This is a genomic window from Gallibacterium salpingitidis, assembly GCF_030517105.1.
GTDB lineage: Bacteria > Pseudomonadota > Gammaproteobacteria > Enterobacterales > Pasteurellaceae > Gallibacterium > Gallibacterium salpingitidis.
This window is the reverse complement of sequence record NZ_CP103875.1, coordinates 1,781,485-1,800,642: the sequence shown is the minus strand read 5'-3', so window position 1 is coordinate 1,800,642 and position 19,158 is coordinate 1,781,485. Positions and strand designations below refer to the sequence as shown.

The window sequence follows — 19,158 nt, the reverse complement described above, 5'->3', positions numbered from 1 at the left end:
TAGTATCGGTATTTTTGATATCAAAGTAATAAGTTTTAATTTTAAGTTGTTATGGGTAAGAAAAAACGTTCTGCTAGCTCTACTCGTTGGCTCAACGAACATTTCAAAGATAAATTTGTTCAACAAGCTCACAAACAAAAATTGCGCTCCAGAGCCTATTTTAAATTAGATGAAATTCAAAAAACGGATAAATTATTTAAGCCAAATATGACTGTGGTTGATCTTGGTGCAGCTCCAGGTGGTTGGTCACAATATGTGGTAACTCAAATTGGCAACAAAGGTAGAGTAATCGCTTGTGATATTTTAGATATGGATCCGATTGTTGGTGTTGATTTTTTGCAAGGTGATTTCCGCGAGGAAAATGTGCTGAAAGCACTTCTTGATAAAATTGGCGACAACAAAGTTGACGTGGTGATGTCAGATATGGCACCGAACTTTAGTGGTATGCCTTCAGTTGATATTCCGCGGGCAATGTATCTTGTCGAATTAGCTTTAGATATGTGTAAGCAGGTTCTTGCTACGCAGGGGAGTTTTGTGGTTAAAGTGTTTCAAGGAGAGGGATTTGATGAATATCTACGAGAAATTCGCTCATTATTTAAAAATGTAAAAGTACGCAAGCCAGAGGCTTCTCGGGATCGTTCTCGTGAAGTTTATATTGTCGCAACTGGCTATAAACTTTAACCATATCAAATAGTTTTTTAATCAGACAAATAAAGACGGGGATTTACCTTGAAAAATAATAATATGCTTAAAAATATCATGCTTTGGAGTGTTGTAGCCGTTGTGCTAATGACTGTGTTCCAAGGCTTTTCTAGTAGTTCTCGAGATGCTACGGATTACTCCACATTTATTACCGATATTGGTAATAATCAAATATCTGAAACCGTATTTGACGGTAATGAGATTGCAGTAACCAAGAAAAATGGCGATAAATATCAAACAGTTATGCCATTATATGATGATAAAGTATTAGATGATCTCTTGAAAAAAGATGTTAAGGTTTCAGGTACACCACCAGAAAAACGTGGTTTATTTGCACAAATCTTAATTTCTTGGTTCCCAATGTTATTGCTAGTTGGTGTATGGATTTTCTTTATGCGCCAAATGCAAGGTGGTGGCGGTGGTGCGCTAAAATTTGGTAAAAGCCGCGCTAGAATGATGACGCAGGAACAAATTAAGACAACTTTTGCTGATGTTGCTGGTTGTGATGAAGCGAAAGAAGAGGTTGGTGAAATTGTCGATTTCTTACGTGACCCGGGTAAATTCCAAAAATTGGGTGGAAAAATTCCGAAAGGTATTTTAATGGTAGGTCCTCCAGGAACAGGTAAAACATTATTAGCAAAAGCAATTGCGGGTGAGGCGAAAGTACCATTTTTTACTATTTCCGGTTCAGATTTCGTAGAAATGTTTGTTGGGGTTGGTGCTTCACGTGTGCGTGATATGTTTGAACAAGCGAAGAAAGCAGCGCCGTGTCTAATTTTTATTGATGAAATTGATGCTGTCGGTCGTCAACGTGGTGCAGGTTTAGGCGGCGGTCATGATGAACGTGAGCAAACCTTGAACCAGATGTTGGTTGAAATGGATGGCTTTGAAGGTAATGAAGGTGTTATTGTTATTGCGGCAACTAACCGTCCAGATGTACTCGATCCAGCATTAACTCGTCCAGGACGTTTTGACCGCCAAGTTGTGGTTGGCTTACCTGATGTACGTGGTCGTGAGCAAATTTTGAAGGTGCATATGCGTAAAATTCCTATGGGAAGCGATGTTGATCCAATGACGATTGCTCGTGGTACCCCAGGTTATTCTGGAGCTGATTTAGCTAATTTAGTTAATGAAGCAGCGCTTTTTGCAGCACGTACGAATAAGCGTTTAGTCACTATGCTTGAGTTTGAAAAGGCTAAAGATAAGATCAATATGGGACCAGAACGCCGTACTATGATGATGACGGATAAGCAAAAAGAATCAACTGCTTATCATGAAGCTGGTCACGCTATTGTAGGTTATTTGGTGCCTGAACATGATCCAGTGCATAAAGTAACTATTATTCCGCGTGGACGCGCATTAGGGGTAACTTTCTTCTTACCTGAAGGCGATCAAATTAGTATTAGCCAAAAACAATTAGAAAGTAAGTTGTCTACCTTATATGCGGGACGCATCGCCGAAGAATTAATTTATGGTGATGAAAATGTATCAACTGGTGCATCAAACGATATTCAAGTTGCTACTAATATTGCGCGTAAAATGGTAACTGAATGGGGTTTCTCAACTAAATTAGGACCAATTTTATATGCAGAAAATGAAGGTGAAGTTTTCTTAGGTCGTTCAATGGCAAAAGCAAAACATATGTCTGATGAAACAGCTCATACGATTGATGAAGAAGTGCGTGATATTGTGTCGCGTAACTATCAACGTGCAAGACAGCTGTTAATTGACAATATGGATATTTTACATGCAATGAAAGATGCATTAGTAAAATATGAAACTATTGATGAGCCACAAATTAAACAATTAATGGAGCGTCAAGAAGTGACACCTCCAACAGGGTGGGTAGAAAAAACTAAACCAGCAGAGAAAACAGAACCAGCTGCTGAAAAAACAGAGAAAAAAGAAAATGAGGTGAAAGAAACCTCAGAAAATAAAGATGATTCTTCAGAAGAAGTTTAATGATATGGGGAATGGGGTCGTAAGACCCCATTTTTGTTGCTTGCTGTTTCTAGTTAAATCAAATCTCAATAAATTCATTCCGACTTAATTTATATTAAGTAATTCCTTTCTATCATTCATACAGCCACATTAGCTGAAACTAAATAATATTCTCGACTATTTATGTTTTCCGGTTAATATAGAAGTGATTTTATCTATCTGAAAAAATTAAAGTTATGATGGTTATTAATGAATAATTTTGAGTTTTATTGATTGGTTTGAAAAGGAGAGAAGACAATGTCATTGCTTAGCAAAACTTTTGGTGGTTTAAATAAAGCCTATTATTTTAGGCATCTATTTTTCGGTTTAATTATTTATATTATTTTTGAAGTAACAATGTATCACGCTAGTGTTGGTGTTATTGATAGTAGATTTATTGGTGTGACATTAGTCTTAACACTGTTTTTACTGTTATACCCATATTCGAGATTTGTTTATGAATCCATTATTGATTACATAATGGGAGATAATGTCTTTTATGTGAATGCAATTTTATTGCTGTTTGTTAAAATAATGATGATGCTATTCTGTTTTGCGTTTAGTTGGGCGATTGCGCCAATTGGTTTAATTTTTCTTTATTTTTATCATACAAAACAAGAAAAATTAGCTAATTCTAATAATATTGATGAGTAAGAAAAAATAGGGGTAGATAAATTTACCCCTTTATTTTTGATTAGCTAAGAAAAAATGATCATTTCTTAGCTACTTTTAAAGCAGAGAAACTTTGTGATACAGGCATAATTTCAATAGAATTAATATTAACATGTGCTGGTTGTTGATAAATCCATAAAATAGTATTGGCTATATCCTCTGGTTGAATATATTCAACACCTTCATAAACTTGTGCAGCACGTTCATCATCACCTTTAAAACGGACATTTGAAAATTCAGTTCCACCACATAATCCAGGTTCAACATTAGAAACTCGAATTGCAGTACCAGAAAGATCAGCACGTAAGTTTAAACTAAATTGTTTTACAAATGCTTTGGTTGCACCATACACATTGCCACCAGGATAAGGATAGGTACCTGCGATAGAACCTAAATTAATGATAGTCCCTTGATTGCGTTCCACCATTTGCGGTAATACTTGGCGAGTTAAATAAATTAGTCCAAGCACATTAGTGTCAACCATTGTTTTCCAATCAGCAAAGTTGGTTTTATAAGCTGGTTCTAAGCCTAGTGCTAAACCGGCGTTGTTGACTAATAAATCGATTGATTTCCACTCTGCTGGCAAAGACGAGAGTCCTGCATCAATCGATTGAGGATCAGAAACATCCATGACTAGAGGATAGAATTTGTCACCAAATTCTTTTTGTAACTGTTGTAGTTTATCTAAGCGGCGAGCAGCACCGATAACTTTGTAACCAGCATTAATGAATGCGCGACATGTAGCTGCACCAAAACCAGCTGAAGCGCCAGTAATTAAAATGCTCATAGCTTTCCTCCTTTTGAGATCAATTAAGTTGATTTAGGTAATTACTTCCAAGTAATTGCATTTGCCTTAAAATCCAATTTTGTCTGGATTGTACATAAGCTGATGGACGGTTTACTCGGTATAGAATCGGATTTGGCAATACGGCGGCCAGTAACGCAGCTTGATAACGAGTGAGTTTAGCAGCGCTTTTTTTGAAATAATATTGGCTAGCGGCTTCTACACCGAAAATACCAGGTCCAAATTCAGCAATATTTAAATAGACCTCAAGAATACGCCGTTTTGACCAAAAAAGCTCTAAACTTAAAGTAATAGGTACTTCTAATCCTTTTCTAATCCAGCTTCGTCCTGACCATAAAAATAGGTTTTTAGCTGTTTGTTGTGAAATAGTAGAAGCTCCTCTTGTACGTTTAGATGATTGATTATGTTTGAATGCTTTTTCTATAGCATCAATATCAAAGCCCCAATGATCAGGAAATCGTTGATCTTCGGCAGCAAGTACTGCTAATTGCATAGCAGGTGAAATTTGATCCATACTTACCCATTTATGTTGGGTATGGTAATTAGTGTTGAAAATATTAGTGACGGTTTTTTGCAACATATAAGTAGAATAAGGAATTGGCAAAAAACGCAATAGTATGACACAACAAAAAAAGCCAGCGATTAGCATAACTAACAGCTTAGCTAAACGAAGACGGCAGCGTTGTGAAAAAAGTTTATTAATTTTCAACATTCAATTGTGTTTTTACCCATTGCAAAAAATCGGGATCAATACTTTTAATTAAATTAGAACCACGAGTAATCGTTGCGACACTGGTATTGAGATTTTGCTGAATTTCTCGCTGAGATAATTTCTTATCCAATAATTGTTTAACAATTTGCAAACGCAAACCCAATGAATCACGTTCATCAGGGGTAAGTAGCATCATTAATATGTCTTGTTCTTTTCCTGCTGCAAACCCTTGTCTTAAAAAATTCAAGACTTGTTGCCACTGTTCTAAATCTCGACTGATGTACATAGCTTGCTCCTTTCATTTACTATTAAACTAGTATAATCGATCAGTTTCTGATTTGCTGAATTTTTTTGCAGCTTGTTTTTGTAATACTTGGTAATAATAGTCGTAACTGATGACATTTTGCACATAATTACGTGTTTCATAGAAAGGAATAGAAGCTATAAATTCTGCCATTGATAACTTACCATTATTATCAGCTAGCCATTGATCAACTTTATTGGCACCAGCATTATAGGCTGCCGCAATCAATAATCGATTATCACCATATTTTTCAGCAAGTTGCTGTAAATGTGTCGTGCCTAATAAGATATTGGTTAATGGATCGGTTAATTTATTCGCTTGCTGTGGAGCATATTGTGCTTGTATTGCCGTAGCTTGTGCGGTACTTGGTAATAATTGCATTAATCCAATTGCATTAGCAGCGGAGCGTACATTAGGGCGCCATGCACTCTCTTGACGTGCAATCGCCATGGCAAATGATGATGAAATGGTTTTATTAGCAACGTTAATAGTAAACCAATCCTGATAGGCAAATGGTAAACGTAAACGAATATATGCCCAAGCTTTTGCTTTAATCGTGGCAGCAACAGCTAAATCATACCATTGCTGTTGTAGTGCATATTCACTGAGCAGTAGTGCTTGTTGGTCAGAAACGTTGTTAAGTAAATAAGACCATTCTGTATAAGCATCATCGATATAGCGAAAGTTTCGCAATTCTGTAATGCGAGCTAGAGTTTTGGTAATTTCAGTATCTTGCCATAACTGATCAAATGAAATTGGTTGTGTAAGATCTGACATTGGTGGTTGATAATTAATGCCTAAGGTTTCAGCAGCCAATAAAGCGTAAAATCCTCGTTGTTGACTTAATTGCGTTAAGATAGTTTGTGCTTGTTTTTTATTACCTTGTTTTTGCGCTTGCCAAGCCTGCCAATAACGCCACTCATCTTTGCTAGCCGTAGCAGATGACAGCAAATTTAACCATTCAGAAAATGGTTGTTGCTGGCGAATGGCGACACGCAAGCGGCGTTCTAATAATGAATCATCTTTTAAAATACGTAATTGTTGATCACGCCAATCCAACCATTGTGGCTGGGTATTGTCGAAAAAGCGTTGTAGGATAGCTTTCTTTAGTATATTGAGTTCATCATCTGAGAATTGCCATTTTTGCTGCCAATTGGTGAGTTGCTGTTGTAATTGGTTAAAATCTAATGATTGTTCGCCAATTGTGCGGAAATAGCGTGGTAAATTAGCGAGTAAGATCTGCTTATTCTGTGCTGTTACCGTCCAATTCTCACTAATTTTTACGATATTTTGTGGTTGTGCCAACAAATTAATCCAATCTTGTAAACGTTGTTTTGCCGCTTCATCTTTAGTTAAATCACGTAAATAATTCAGCAAGCTACGATTTTTAGTAGTGATTGCTAAATCTGCCCGTTGTTGGATGAGTGTTTCATTCAGTTTTCCTGCCTGTTGCCAAGCATCAAAAAGCGGAATGCACTGCTTTGGTAAATTATCTCCTGAAAGCCATAATTTTTCGGTTTCTTGCCAAAGTTTATTTAATTCTTCAGTATTATTGATGGTGGTTTGTTTAGCAATTAGTTGAATACATTGTTGGGCGGTATTTTGTGCTGGAATTTGAGTTGTTGCCGTAGTGACTAATTGCCAATCCTGCTGTTGCAAGGCTTTTTGATAGAACTGATCAATAAGAGCATTATTTAAAGGAAAATTGGGATTAGCAGCTAAAAATTGTTGTAGTTGTGCCAAAGAAACTAAAGATTGTCTAACTAAAGTACGATACCACGCATAAGGATAGAGCGGATAATCTTGTAGTTTTGGTAATAATTGCGTAGCGAATGCAACACTGCTATCACTTACATTACCACTTAAAAATTGCATAAACTCTTGATATTGTTGACGTTGTAGAGTGAGTTTATCTGGTTGTGTGGTAGGTGTATCGGTTGTTGTTGATACTTTGTTTTCCGCTGCGTAAGATACGCTACCAACAACCAAGCTTAAGATTAAGACTGATTTTTGCCAAGCGTGCATAATGTTCTCCCTTTAATACTGCTTTTTTATACAGTCTAACACGCTTGATTGTTGGTGAAAAATAACGGTTTTATTTTTTAGGCAATTTTCTTCGCTAGCATAGTAACGAATTTCATTTTAATTCGATTGCCATTGGCGTCAGTTTTATGTAATTCGCCCATCTCTTCTTGATATTTAATTAATTCCCAACCTTGATAATAGTTGCGTAATTCATCTTCTTTAAAAGTAAATGAGAACGGCATTGGACAAGGTACATCAGCCGTATTCATTGCGGCAACAATAAGATTATAACCACCAATATTAGTGTGTTGCTGCATATTGGCAATAATGTTTGGTACAGCTTGGGCATTCAAGAACATAAACACTACTGTTGAAACAATAAAATCATAATTTTCTTGGATATTAGCTGAATTAATATCATAGAGAGCTGTTTTTACGGATAATTGTTCTTTTTCTGCCATTTCATTAAGAAATTGGATACTGGTTGGATTATGATCCCAAGAAGTGACATCATAACCTAACATACTAAGGTATAAGCTATTACGACCTTGTCCACAACCTAAATCTAACACTTTGCAAGGCGTTAAGATTTCACTTGCAGCTTTTACTTCAGAATGGGTTGCGGTGAGATTATATTTTTTACTGAAATAGTCAGAGCGACGGCAGAGGAAAGATAATTGACATTCTAAGTCATCTGAAGCCGATTCAACACGATGCCATGCTTGTGGTTCGACTAAAGGAATATCACTTTCAGGTGTAAAAAGATGTTCTGAAAGTACTTCTCCTTCTTCATTGAGTTGATAGAATTTTAATTTTCCTTTTAATACACGAAGTTGTCCCCAAGTACCAACTTTAGTGTTATGTTTTTCTTGGAACATTGCTGGTAAAGTTTTGTTATTCCAAACAGGCATGGTTTTATAAGCGATCAATGTTTCTTGCATAATTTTTTCCCCTAAATGACTTTAAGATACTTATTATATATAGATTTAAAATTGATATCTGTAACTCCTTTTTATTAAATTTACGCAAACGTTTGCTTATCGCGATAGACAAGTCTATAATCCTCAACCATTTTTTAATGCAACTCACTCTTTTGGGGAATTTATGAATAACAAACTGCTTTTTAGCGTTGAAGACAAACCACCTTTGGGCTTAGGTTTATTATTAGCAGCACAACATTTGTTGGCGGCACTTGGCGGTATCATCGCAGTGCCATTAGTAATCGGTAATGTATTACATTTACCAACGGAAGATACGATTGTATTAGTTAATGCAGCCTTGTTGATTTCAGGTGTGGTGACTATGATTCAGTGTATTGGTGTTGGACCAATCGGTATTCGTTTGCCAAGTGTGATGGGAACGAGTTTTACCTTTGTGGCAGCTGCATTAGCAATCGGTTTTAGTCAAGATGGTGTTGCGGGTATTCTGGGTGCCTCTTTAGTGGGTTCATTAGTGATGATTATTGGTAGTTTCTTTATGCCATCAATTCGTAAACTTTTCCCACCAGTAGTCACTGGAACAGTAGTAACGATGATTGGTTTAAGTTTAATTCCTGTAGCAGTGGATTGGTTCGCTGGTGGACAACGAGGAGAACCTCAATATGCAACACCTGAAAATTTAACGATGGCATTATTTGTATTAGCGTTAGTGGTTATTTTAGTGCAATGGGGAAAAGGGATCTTTTCAGCTGCAGCGATCGTAATTGGGATGTTGGTTGGTTATTGTGCTGCATTAGCATTAGGTTGGGTGAGTTTTGAAGGGGTGAAACAAGCGCAAGTTTTTGCCTTACCACAACCATTACATTTTGGTTTGGCTTTCCCTATTTCAGGAATCATTGGAATGAGTATTGCTTATTTAGTGACCATTGTTGAATCAAGTGGTAATTTCTTAGCGTTAGGAAATGCGACAAAAACTGAAATTACTGGCGATCATTTACGTCGTGGTGTGTTATGTGATGGCGTAGGTTCAGCATTAGCAGCGATTATGTCAACTACACCATTCTCGTCTTTCTCACAAAATATTGGAGTGATTTCATTAACAGGCGTCGCTAGTCGCTATGTTGTGGCAATGACAGGTGGATTATTGGTACTTGCCGGACTATTTCCTGTTTTTGGTGCGTTGATTGTGTCTATTCCATTACCAGTATTGGGTGGCGCAGGTTTAATGATGTTTGCCATGATTATTGCTGCTGGTATCCAAATGTTAGATAAAGTAGAACGTACTAAACGTAATGGCTTAATTATTGCTATTTCAATTGGTTGCGGTTTAGCAGTCACTACACGCCCTGAAATTCTCGATAAATTGCCAAGTTTCTTTAAAGAAATTTTTGGTTCTGGTATTACGGTTGGATCATTGTTAGCACTGATTTTAAATTTAGTATTGCCGCAAGAAGAAAAAGAAGAAGAATAAAAAACTTTATTAATTATAGATTTAAAAAGTAGCCCTTAGTGGCTACTTTTTTTATGGATAATAAATAATGGAAATTTTTTATAAAAAGTAGTAGTTTTAATTGTTGTTTTGTGTTTAATTATTGGTGAATAAATTGTGACATAAATATTGAGAGAGGTGGCTTTATGAGAAGCTTGAAGGAGTGGTTTTTCAATCAGCCGGATAAACCGGTTGTGATGAGTAAACCGGAAATAGATAGAACTTATCGTAAATTTCGTATTGAGATAGTGACAGCTGTATTTCTTTCTTATGCAGTGTTCTATTTGACGCGTAAAAATTTTTCTGCTGCAGCACCAATGATGTTAGAGCAAACATCTTTAACAGCAGAGCATTTTGCGGTGATGTCATCTATTTTCTATATATTGTATGGTTCAATGAAATTTGTTGGCGGAATGGTAGTGGATAAAATCAATCCACGTGCTATGACAGGCCCTGCACTGATTGGAGTTGGGATCGTTAATATTTTATTTGGCTTTTCAGATAGTATTACCGCTTTTTACATTTTGTATGCTTTAAATGCAATTCTACAGGGTACAAGTTTCCCACCAATGGCAAAAATAATGGCTTCTTGGTTCTCGAAAAATGAACGGGGACGTTGGTGGGCTATTGTTGAAGCTGCACATAATATTGGTGGTAGCCTTGCTCCGTTATTAACGAGTTTTGCAATTGCTTGGAGCGGCAGTTGGAAAATGGGCTTTTATGTGCCGGGAGCTATTTCATTGGTCATGGGGATCTTAGCGTTAATTATGATTAAAGATCGTCCGGGATCAGAAGGTTTGCCGTCAGTTGGTGAATGGCGTAATGACCCAACGGAATTAGCTCAAGTAAAAGCAAGCCCATCAAATTTAGGATTTTGGGAGATTTTCTTCAAATATATCCTTAAAAATCCGCTAGTGTGGGTGATTATTGTTGGGGATCTTTGTGTTTATATTGCACGTACCATTCTAAATGACTGGCCGCAAATTTATTATGTACAAGCGCATGGTTGGGATTTAGTAAAAGCAAACTCTATTATTACGTGGTTTGAAGCTGGTGGTTTAGCTGGTGGGTTGATTGCAGGTTACCTTTCAGACTTTTTATTTAGAAGTAATCGCTGGATGACAGGCTTAATGTTTGCTTTAATGCTCTGTGTTTCTATTGTATTGGTACCAGTCGTGCAAGACAGTTCGTATATTTTAACTGCTTGTTTATTTACGATTATGGGCTTTGCGCTTTATGGACCACATATGTTATTTGCCGTAGGTTGTTTAGATGTAACGCATAAAGATGCAGCTGGTTCTATTACTGGTTTCCGCGGTCTATTTAGTTATGTTGGGGCAGCATTAGCTGGAGTACCGGTCGTAATGATTAAGAATGTATGGCAATGGGATGGTGTGTATATGTATGCATTGATTTCGATCTTAATTACTACACTTTCTTTAGCGATCTTAGCTAAATTCCATAGGTTATAATCATACATAAATTGTTTATAAAAAATGGCATAAATTATTGAATTTATGCCATTTTCACTTTGGTTAAAACTAATTAATGTTTAAACATTCCGCCCATACCACCAAGGCCACCCATTAAGCCTTTCATACCACGCATCATTTTCGCCATACCACCTTTGCGCATTTTTTTCATCATACGTTGCATGTCTTCGAATTGTTTCAACATACGATTAAGATCTTGTACTTGTGTACCAGAGCCAGCAGCAATACGGCGTTTACGAGAACCTTTGATAATGGCTGGGTTTTGGCGTTCTTTGAAAGTCATTGAATTGATCATTGCTTCCATACGGTTAAACATTTTGTCATCTACTTGATTTTTTACATGGTCAGGTAAATTTTGCATACCAGGTAGTTTGTCTAACATTGACATCATACCGCCCATTTTTTTCATCTCGAGTAATTGTTCACGAAAATCTTCAAGGGTAAAGTCATCGCCTTTTTTGAATTTTTTCGCCATGCGTTCAGCTTTTTCTTGATCGACATTACGTTGTAAATCTTCGATCAATGAAAGAACGTCACCCATACCGAGAATACGAGAGGCAATACGATCTGGATAGAAAGGTTCTAGTGCATCAGTTTTTTCACCCATACCAAGGAACTTAATCGGTTTGCCAGTGATTTGGCGAATCGATAATGCGGCACCGCCACGTGCATCACCATCAACTTTAGTTAAGATCACCCCGGTTAATGGCAATGCTTCGTTAAATGCTTTTGCAGTATTGGCAGCATCTTGCCCTGTCATTGCATCAACGGTAAATAAGGTTTCAATAGGATTTAATGCTTGATGGATTTGTTTAATTTCTTCCATCATCTCTTCATCAACGTGTAGACGACCTGCAGTATCCACGATTAAAACATCAAAAAACTTCAGTTTAGCTTCGGCGAGAGCAGCCTTCACGATTTCAACTGGTTTTTGTGAAACATCTGATGGAAAGAAAGTCGCATTTACAGTTTGTGCGAGAGTTTCTAATTGTTTAATCGCAGCTGGGCGATAGACGTCAGCAGAAACCACCATAACTTTTTTCTTATGACGTTGTTGTAAAAATTTAGCTAATTTTCCAACGCTGGTGGTTTTACCAGCACCTTGTAAACCTGCCATCAAAATAACTGCTGGAGGTTGTGTTGCAAGGTTTAAACTCTCATTGGCATCACCCATAGCTTTTTCTAATTCAGCTTGGACGATTTTGATAAATTCTTGTCCCGGTGTAAGGCTTTTGTTGACTTCAACACCTAAAGCACGTTCTTTAACTTGATTAATAAATTCGCGAACAACAGGCAAAGCAACGTCAGCTTCTAATAAAGCCATACGCACTTCACGTAAGGTATCTTTAATATTATCTTCAGTTAAACGCCCTTTTCCGCTGATATTACGTAAAGTGCGTGAAAGGCGATCGGATAAATTTTCAAACATAGGGAATTCCTGATTTTGTATGATTCGTTATAGTGTGGCAATTGTCAGCATTGCACTATAAAAAGATGAACAAAAAACAGTGGGCATTATACCGAAAATTTGTTTGTTTTCATCATTACAACATAATCCTATGGAAAATTTAGGTAAAAACTGCTAACTTTTTATGGCTTATAGTTTTTTAAGAGAGCAAGAATTATGTTGTGGATTGGCGTGTTGACGATTGTAGCGTATTTAAGCAGTATTTTATTAATTACCCCAGTGTTAATGAAAGTACAGCAAGGCGAAACAACAACGATTACGCAGTCAAGTAAAAAATGGATCTTCCATAGTGCAATTTTAGCAATTGTGTTGCATGTCATTGGTTTAGTGAATAATTTCTTCGTTGCTGGCGGACAAAATTTTACGCTGTTCAATGTATCTTCTTTGGTTTCTATTTTAGTAAGTATTTTTGTCACTTTTTCGATTTTACGTACAAATACACTTTGGTTTTTGTTGCCTATTGTATATTGCTTTGCCACGATTAATGTTGTTGGTACAACCTTTTTCCCCGGCAGTTTTATTAAGCATTTAACAGAAAATATTGGATTGTTATTCCATATTATGTTGGCATTGTTTGGTTATGCTGTTTTCTTTATTTGTACACTATATGCGTTTCAGTTAGGCTGGTTAGATCGTAATTTAAAACAGAAAAAAATGACATTTTCACCAATGATTCCGCCATTAATGAAAGTAGAAAAACAGTTATTTCAATTACTTATATTAGGAGAATCGCTGTTAAGCATTACCTTGATTAGTGGCAGCATTTATTTACCAAACTTTTTTTCAGCGGAGCAGATTCAAAAAGCAATTTTTTCATTTATTGCTTGGTTAGTATTTGCCATTTTATTATTTGGTCATTACAAACTGCATTGGCGTGGAAAAAGAGTGATAATTTATACAATTTCAGGTATGATTTTGCTCACTGTTGCCTACTTCGGTAGTCGATTAGTGATTGCCTAGTTGGTAGGTGATACGATAATAAAATGGAGCGTTATCGTATCGAATGATTAATTTTATATAGGATTTTATTTTGGACAGTATCCCCATAAGTACGCTTTTTATTCTTTTAATTTTGTTACTTATTCTTTCTGCATATTTCTCAAGTTCTGAAACTGGCTTGCTTTCTCTCAACCGTTATCGTGTAAGGTATTTGGCTGAAAAAGGGCATACTGGTGCACAAAAAGCTGAAAAATTATTGAAAAAAACTGATATTCTGCTCAGCTTTATTCTCATTTTTAATAACTTAGTAAATATTATGGCATCAGCAATTGCGACTATGATCGGATTGCGTTTAGGCGGGGATGCTGGTGTGGCGATTGCAACTGGGGTACTAACTTTTGTGATGTTAGTATTTTCAGAAATTTTCCCGAAAACAGCAGCGGCAGTTTATCCTGAAAAAGTAAGTTTTTTTAGCAGCCACATTCTGACGATTCTAATTAAAATTTTTATTCCGTTAGTTTATTTCGTTAACTTTTTTACTAATGGTTTAATGCGATTAATTGGTTTAAAACACGATATTAAATCGCATTCTATTAGTGCAGAAGAACTGCGTACGATAGTTAATGAATCAGGTAAATTTATCCCACGTGCTCACCAACAGATGTTGCTGTCTATCTTAGATATGGAAAAAGTCACTGTTGAAGATATTATGGTGCCGCGTAATGAAATTGGTGGTATTGATATTGAAGATGACTGGAAATCCATTATGCGTCAGTTAAATCATGCTGCGCATAGCCGAGTTGTCTTATATAAAGAGAATATGGATGAAAATGCGTTAGGAATTTTACGAGTACGTGAAGCCTATCGTTTGATGTTAAATACCAATGAATTTACTAAAGAAACGTTAATGCGTGCCGCTGATGAGATTTATTTTATTCCGGAAGGGACAACACTAAACGCACAATTGCTCAATTTCCGTAATAACAAAGAGCGTATTGGTTTGGTGGTTGATGAATATGGCGATATTAAAGGGTTAGTAACGTTAGAAGATATCTTAGAAGAGATTGTAGGTGAGTTTACAACGTCTAATATTCCGTCCATTGAAGATGAAGTACAACAACAGTCTGATGGTACTGTGATTATTGATGGTTCAGCAAATATTCGCGATCTGAATAAAATGTTTAATTGGCATTTAGATACTGATGAAGCGAGAACGTTTAATGGCTTTATTCTTGAACATTTGGAAGATATTCCACAAGAAGGAACGGAATGGAAGATCGGTAATCTGAAAATTAAGATCTTAGAAGTTAGCGATAATATGATTAAACAAGCGAAAGTGAAAAGATTAAATTAATGTTGATGTAGTCAGTATTCACAAGCTGAAAAAAGAGTAGGAAAAGAAATTTTTCTACTCTTTTTGTTTGGGGCTGAAGTAGATTAGCACTTATGCTAAGCTACAAAAATGAAGATAACCAATTGTAAACTAAAGAAATCTATACAAAGAAAACTGCTTGAATTTTTTGTATTAGAAGTAACAGCACGATCAGCAGCAGATTTGCTTGGCATTCAAGCCAATACTGCCATCTTGTTTTATCGAAAAATTCGTCTCGTTATCAGCCATCATTTAGCACTACAAGCACATGAACTTTTCGATGGCGAAGTAGAGTTAGATGAAAGCTATTTTGGTGGTGTGCGAAAAGGGAAAAGAGGTCGGGGTGCAGCTGGTAAAATGGTGGTGTTTGGCATGCTTAAACGCCATGGAAAAGTTTACACAGTAACTGTACAAAACACTAAGACTGATACCTTACTTACTGTTATTAAAAAGAAAATACAACCAGATAGCATTGTTTATACAGATTGTTATCATAGCTATGATGTGCTAGATGTTAGTGAGTTTACGCATTATAGAATTAACCACAGTACTCATTTTGCTGAGCGGCGAAATCACATTAATGGGATAGAGAATTTTTGGAATCAAGCAAAGCGTGTGCTAAGAAAGTATAATGGAATTGATCGAAAATCTTTCCCTCTTTTTTTGAAAGAATGTGAGTTTCGTTTCAATTATGGGACACCATCTCAACAGCTCAAAATCCTGCGGAAATGGTGTCAGATTTAACGCTAATCTACTTCAGCCCCTTTTGTTTTTATTAAATCATCTAACCGTTCTGGTGTAATTTGGTTTGTTAGCAGCTTATAAGCTCCAATAGACTTGTTTGTTATAGGCATTTAATAGTAACTTTTGTATAAGAAAAATCTATCTAAATCGTATTAGCAAAAAAATGATGGTTTAAGTTTATTAATTTTATTTAATAAATAAATTTTATTTTGAAGCATTTTTTGTAAAAAATTTGTGATAGAATGACTCTCGTTGGATAAATAAGTGTACGATAGTTACTAAATTAGAAAACTATTCATCTAATGATCAGTTTTATATCCAATACTTTATTTATAAGCTGCATAATAGGAACTGTGCAGTTGGCTATTGTCTTGATAACCATTGTATTAAGTATTAGATACCAACTGATTAAAGTATTATCGTTTCATTATCTTCCAATAATTGTTAATGGAATCATCGCAGTTTTTATTGCGATCCTAATCCTTTCTAAAATTTACTCTACTCTCGCGTTGCCCTTTATGACCACGAGATGTGTTCTGCTTGGAGCAAACTATGAACATAAATTTCTATGTAACCTGTATTGCTGATACAGTGAAAGCCAATGTTGCAAAACAGAGCGTATTACTACTCGAACAGTTAGGTTGTTCAATTACTTTTCTTGAAAAACAAGGATGTTGCGCTCAACCAGCGTTAAATGGTGGATATGTCAAAGAGGCAATCCCTAGTATTAAGAACTTAATTGAAACTTTTGAAGTAAATGATTATCCGATCGTTGCACCAGCAGGTTCTTGTGTTTATGCGATCAAAAACTATCCACAATATTTTGCACCCGATTCTGAATGGTATCGACGCGCACAAAGTATTAGTGAACGCTTTCATGATCTTACTGATTTTATCGTCAATGAATTGCATGTAGAAAATGTCGGTGCACGCCTTGAAGGCAAAGCCGTTTACCATCCTTCTTGTAGCTTGTTCCGTAAGTTAGGCATTAAAGAAGAACCGTTAAAATTATTACACAATGTAGAAGGTTTAGAGTTATTACCGATTCATAACCAAGAAACCTGTTGTGGGTTTGGTGGTACTTTTTCTGTCAAAATGGCGGAGATCTCAGGGGAAATGGTGAAAGAAAAAAGTCAGCATATTATGGAAGTGGAACCTGATTATTTAATCGGTGCGGATGTAAGTTGTTTGATCAATATTGGCGGACGCTTGCATCGCGAAGGGCATCGCAATATTAAGGTTATGCACATTGCTGAAGTGTTGATGAGTCGTTAAAAGGAGAAAATGATGGGAATTAGTACCAGTAATCAAGCCTTCAAGCCACGAATTAACCAAGAAATTGATAATGAAATTATGCGTAAAGCAGTGGTGATGGCTCAAGAACGTATCGGCGCAAACCGTCAAAAAATGGTGGAAGAATTAGGTCACTGGGATGATTGGCGACATTTGGCAAAAGAGATTCGTAACCATGTGATTGAAAATTTGGATGCTTATTTATACCAACTATCAGAAAAAGTTGTCGAAAATGGTGGGCATGTTTATTTCGCTCAGACTGCTGAAGAAGCTTCAAATTATATCTTGCAAGTAGCTAAAGAGAAAAAAGCAAAACGAGTAGTAAAATCTAAATCAATGGTAACCGAAGAAATTGGCGTTAATCATGTTTTAGAAGCTGAAGGAATTAAAGTTTTTGAAACTGATCTTGCGGAATATATTTTACAAGTTGCAGAAGATAAGCCATCTCATATTGTTGTACCTGCGATACACAAAGATCGTGAACAAGTTCGCAAAGTGTTTCATGAGAAATTAGGTTATCAGGGGTCTGCCACACCGGAAGAGATGACACTATTTGTTCGAAATCACATTCGTAATGAATTTTTAAATGCGGATATTGGTATTAGCGGTTGTAATTTTGCTGTTCCGGAAACAGGAAGTGTTTGTTTAGTGACTAATGAAGGAAACCTACGTTTAGCTACTACTTGCCCAAAAACACATATCGCTGTGATGGGAATGGAGCGTATTGCGCCAACTTTTAAAGAAGTTGATGTGCTTATTACTTTATTGGCACGTAGTGCAGTGGGATTGCGCTTAACATCTTATAACACCTGGTTGACAGGCCCACGTTTGGCTGGGGAAGTTGATGGTCCGGAAGATTTTCATTTGGTGATTGTCGATAATGGTCGTTCTAAAGCACTTGCTTCAGAATTCCAAGATGTTTTGCGTTGTATTCGTTGTGGTGCATGTATGAACACTTGTCCTGCTTATCGTCAAATCGGTGGTCATGGCTACGGTTCGATTTATCCAGGTCCAATAGGATCAGTATTATCGCCAATTCTTGGCGGTTATGAACAATTTAAAGATCTTCCTTATGCTTGTTCACTTTGTACCGCTTGTAATTCTGTTTGCCCTGTGGAAATTCCGCTAGCTCAATTATTATTAAAACATCGTCGTAATATTGTAGAACTTGGTTTGACTAATAAACTTGAACGAATGACCATTAAAGGTTTCTCTTTTGTTAACAGCCACCCAAACTTTTGGAAAGTGGGTATGGTAATGGGAGCAAAAATGGCGAATATCTTTATCAAAAATGGTAAAGCACCAATACAAATTGGTGCAATTGGGGAATGGACTAAGGCTAGAGATTTACCGCAAGCTGATGGTGAAAGTTTCCGTACTTGGTTTAAAAATCGTTAAACAAAGGAGAGAGCGATGTTAGATCAACAAAATAGACAAAAATTTTTAGCGCATTTAGCGAAGCAGTTTGGTCGCGATCGAGTACGAACTGAGGTTGTTGGTAGCTATCCTAAAGTAAATCAATATCCAGAAACTCGCTTAACAGAGTTAGATATAAATCAACGTTGTGAACAATTTATAGATACTTCGATCAATGTAGCTGGTGTAGATTGTCAATTAACCAGTATTAAGCAACTTAAAGAGAGCTTTTTAAAATTATGCGAAAAATACGCCGAGGGGCAGAATAACATCATTTTTACCGACGACGTTCGCTTGCATCAATATGGGTTAATAGAAGCGGCTACATCGCAATATACAACTTATACTTGGTCACCAGAAAAAGGCGATGAAAGTAGAAATTTCGCTGCTACAGCACGAATTGGAGTGGCTTTTGCAGAGTATGGCTTAACTGAATCGGGTGGTGTGGTACTTTATTCTAGTGCTCAAAATGGCAGATCAGTAAGTTTATTACCAGAGGTATCTATTATTGTTTTGGAGAAAAGCAATATTTTGCCTCGTGTAGCTCAACTAGCGGAAATTTTACATATCAAAGCTCAACATGGTGAACGTATGCCATCATGTATTAATATTATATCAGGACCAAGTTCTACAGCAGATATTGAGTTAGTCAAAGTTGTTGGTGTTCATGGGCCAATAAAGCAAGTCTATTTAGTGATTGATGATGTTGAGTAAAAAATTATTAGATTACTCGTGAAAGTTTTTTAATTTTTTTATTCATTATCAAATGATTTGCTTAATTAATGATTGGAAAGATTGCGTTTGGT

General features: G+C 36.4%; 17 protein-coding genes. 11 read left to right on the top strand and 6 right to left on the bottom strand.

Going from position 1 to position 19,158, the window contains the following annotated elements; genetic code table 11:
• The first annotated feature begins 51 nt into the window (after positions 1 to 51).
• The 3 genes from rlmE (at position 52) to NYR30_RS08800 (ending at position 3,336) form a co-directional block, all read left to right on the top strand.
• A complete protein-coding gene (rlmE, locus tag NYR30_RS08810) occupies positions 52 to 681 on the top strand; it encodes a 23S rRNA (uridine(2552)-2'-O)-methyltransferase RlmE (RefSeq protein WP_066104651.1) in 630 nt (209 codons plus the stop codon).
• A 63-nt stretch (positions 682 to 744) separates the two neighbouring features.
• On the top strand, positions 745 to 2,664 hold the full coding sequence (gene ftsH / locus NYR30_RS08805) for an ATP-dependent zinc metalloprotease FtsH (protein WP_066112942.1): 1,920 nt from the start codon (positions 745 to 747) through the stop codon (positions 2,662 to 2,664).
• Between the two features lie 276 nt (positions 2,665 to 2,940).
• Positions 2,941 to 3,336 carry a hypothetical protein gene (locus tag NYR30_RS08800; protein WP_066104648.1) on the top strand — a complete coding sequence of 132 codons (396 nt, stop codon included), beginning with the start codon at positions 2,941 to 2,943 and terminating at the stop codon, positions 3,334 to 3,336.
• A gap of 58 nt (positions 3,337 to 3,394) precedes the next feature.
• On the opposite strand, the gene NYR30_RS08795 is transcribed toward NYR30_RS08800, so the two are convergent.
• The 5 genes from NYR30_RS08795 to tehB form a co-directional block, all read right to left on the bottom strand.
• Complete coding sequence (locus tag NYR30_RS08795) at positions 3,395 to 4,141, bottom strand: SDR family oxidoreductase (protein WP_066104646.1); 747 nt, start codon at positions 4,139 to 4,141, stop codon at positions 3,395 to 3,397.
• 19 nt (positions 4,142 to 4,160) lie between these two features.
• Complete coding sequence (gene mtgA / locus NYR30_RS08790) at positions 4,161 to 4,871, bottom strand: monofunctional biosynthetic peptidoglycan transglycosylase (RefSeq protein ID WP_066104644.1); 711 nt, start codon at positions 4,869 to 4,871, stop codon at positions 4,161 to 4,163.
• On the bottom strand, positions 4,858 to 5,157 hold the full coding sequence (trpR, locus tag NYR30_RS08785) for a trp operon repressor (RefSeq protein ID WP_066104641.1): 300 nt from the start codon (positions 5,155 to 5,157) through the stop codon (positions 4,858 to 4,860). Before trpR ends, mtgA begins: the two co-directional genes overlap by 14 nt.
• A 27-nt stretch (positions 5,158 to 5,184) precedes the next feature.
• Positions 5,185 to 7,200, bottom strand: coding sequence for a transglycosylase SLT domain-containing protein (locus NYR30_RS08780; protein WP_066104639.1), 2,016 nt, complete (start codon positions 7,198 to 7,200; stop codon positions 5,185 to 5,187).
• Positions 7,201 to 7,277: 77 nt separating this feature from the next.
• Positions 7,278 to 8,141, bottom strand: coding sequence for an SAM-dependent methyltransferase TehB (tehB, locus tag NYR30_RS08775; protein ID WP_066104636.1), 864 nt, complete (start codon positions 8,139 to 8,141; stop codon positions 7,278 to 7,280).
• Positions 8,142 to 8,304: 163 nt separating this feature from the next.
• On the opposite strand from tehB, the gene NYR30_RS08770 reads away from it, so the two are divergent.
• A complete protein-coding gene (locus NYR30_RS08770) occupies positions 8,305 to 9,609 on the top strand; it encodes a nucleobase:cation symporter-2 family protein (protein WP_066104634.1) in 1,305 nt (434 codons plus the stop codon).
• 164 nt (positions 9,610 to 9,773) lie between these two features.
• Entirely contained in the window at positions 9,774 to 11,099 is a 1,326-nt protein-coding gene (locus NYR30_RS08765; protein WP_082966102.1) for an MFS transporter, read from the top strand.
• 73 nt (positions 11,100 to 11,172) lie between these two features.
• On the opposite strand, the gene ffh is transcribed toward NYR30_RS08765, so the two are convergent.
• Positions 11,173 to 12,549, bottom strand: a complete 1,377-nt coding sequence (gene ffh / locus NYR30_RS08760; protein ID WP_066104631.1) for a signal recognition particle protein — start codon at positions 12,547 to 12,549, stop codon at positions 11,173 to 11,175.
• A gap of 198 nt (positions 12,550 to 12,747) precedes the next feature.
• On the opposite strand from ffh, the gene NYR30_RS08755 reads away from it, so the two are divergent.
• The 6 genes from NYR30_RS08755 (at position 12,748) to NYR30_RS08730 (ending at position 19,066) form a co-directional block, all read left to right on the top strand.
• A complete protein-coding gene (locus tag NYR30_RS08755) occupies positions 12,748 to 13,548 on the top strand; it encodes a cytochrome C assembly family protein (protein ID WP_197495471.1) in 801 nt (266 codons plus the stop codon).
• Positions 13,549 to 13,618: 70 nt separating this feature from the next.
• Positions 13,619 to 14,881 (top strand): HlyC/CorC family transporter, encoded by a 1,263-nt coding sequence (locus tag NYR30_RS08750; protein WP_066104625.1) that lies wholly within the window; start codon positions 13,619 to 13,621, stop codon positions 14,879 to 14,881.
• A 108-nt stretch (positions 14,882 to 14,989) separates the two neighbouring features.
• Positions 14,990 to 15,643: an IS1595 family transposase gene (locus NYR30_RS08745; protein WP_115241497.1), complete on the top strand. Its 654-nt coding sequence runs from the start codon at positions 14,990 to 14,992 to the stop codon at positions 15,641 to 15,643.
• Positions 15,644 to 16,195: 552 nt separating this feature from the next.
• Positions 16,196 to 16,918, top strand: a complete 723-nt coding sequence (locus NYR30_RS08740) for a (Fe-S)-binding protein (protein WP_066104621.1) — start codon at positions 16,196 to 16,198, stop codon at positions 16,916 to 16,918.
• Between the two features lie 12 nt (positions 16,919 to 16,930).
• Positions 16,931 to 18,334 (top strand): LutB/LldF family L-lactate oxidation iron-sulfur protein, encoded by a 1,404-nt coding sequence (locus NYR30_RS08735; protein WP_156536716.1) that lies wholly within the window; start codon positions 16,931 to 16,933, stop codon positions 18,332 to 18,334.
• A gap of 15 nt (positions 18,335 to 18,349) precedes the next feature.
• Positions 18,350 to 19,066: a LutC/YkgG family protein gene (locus NYR30_RS08730; RefSeq protein ID WP_066112138.1), complete on the top strand. Its 717-nt coding sequence runs from the start codon at positions 18,350 to 18,352 to the stop codon at positions 19,064 to 19,066.
• The last annotated feature ends 92 nt before the right edge of the window (positions 19,067 to 19,158 follow it).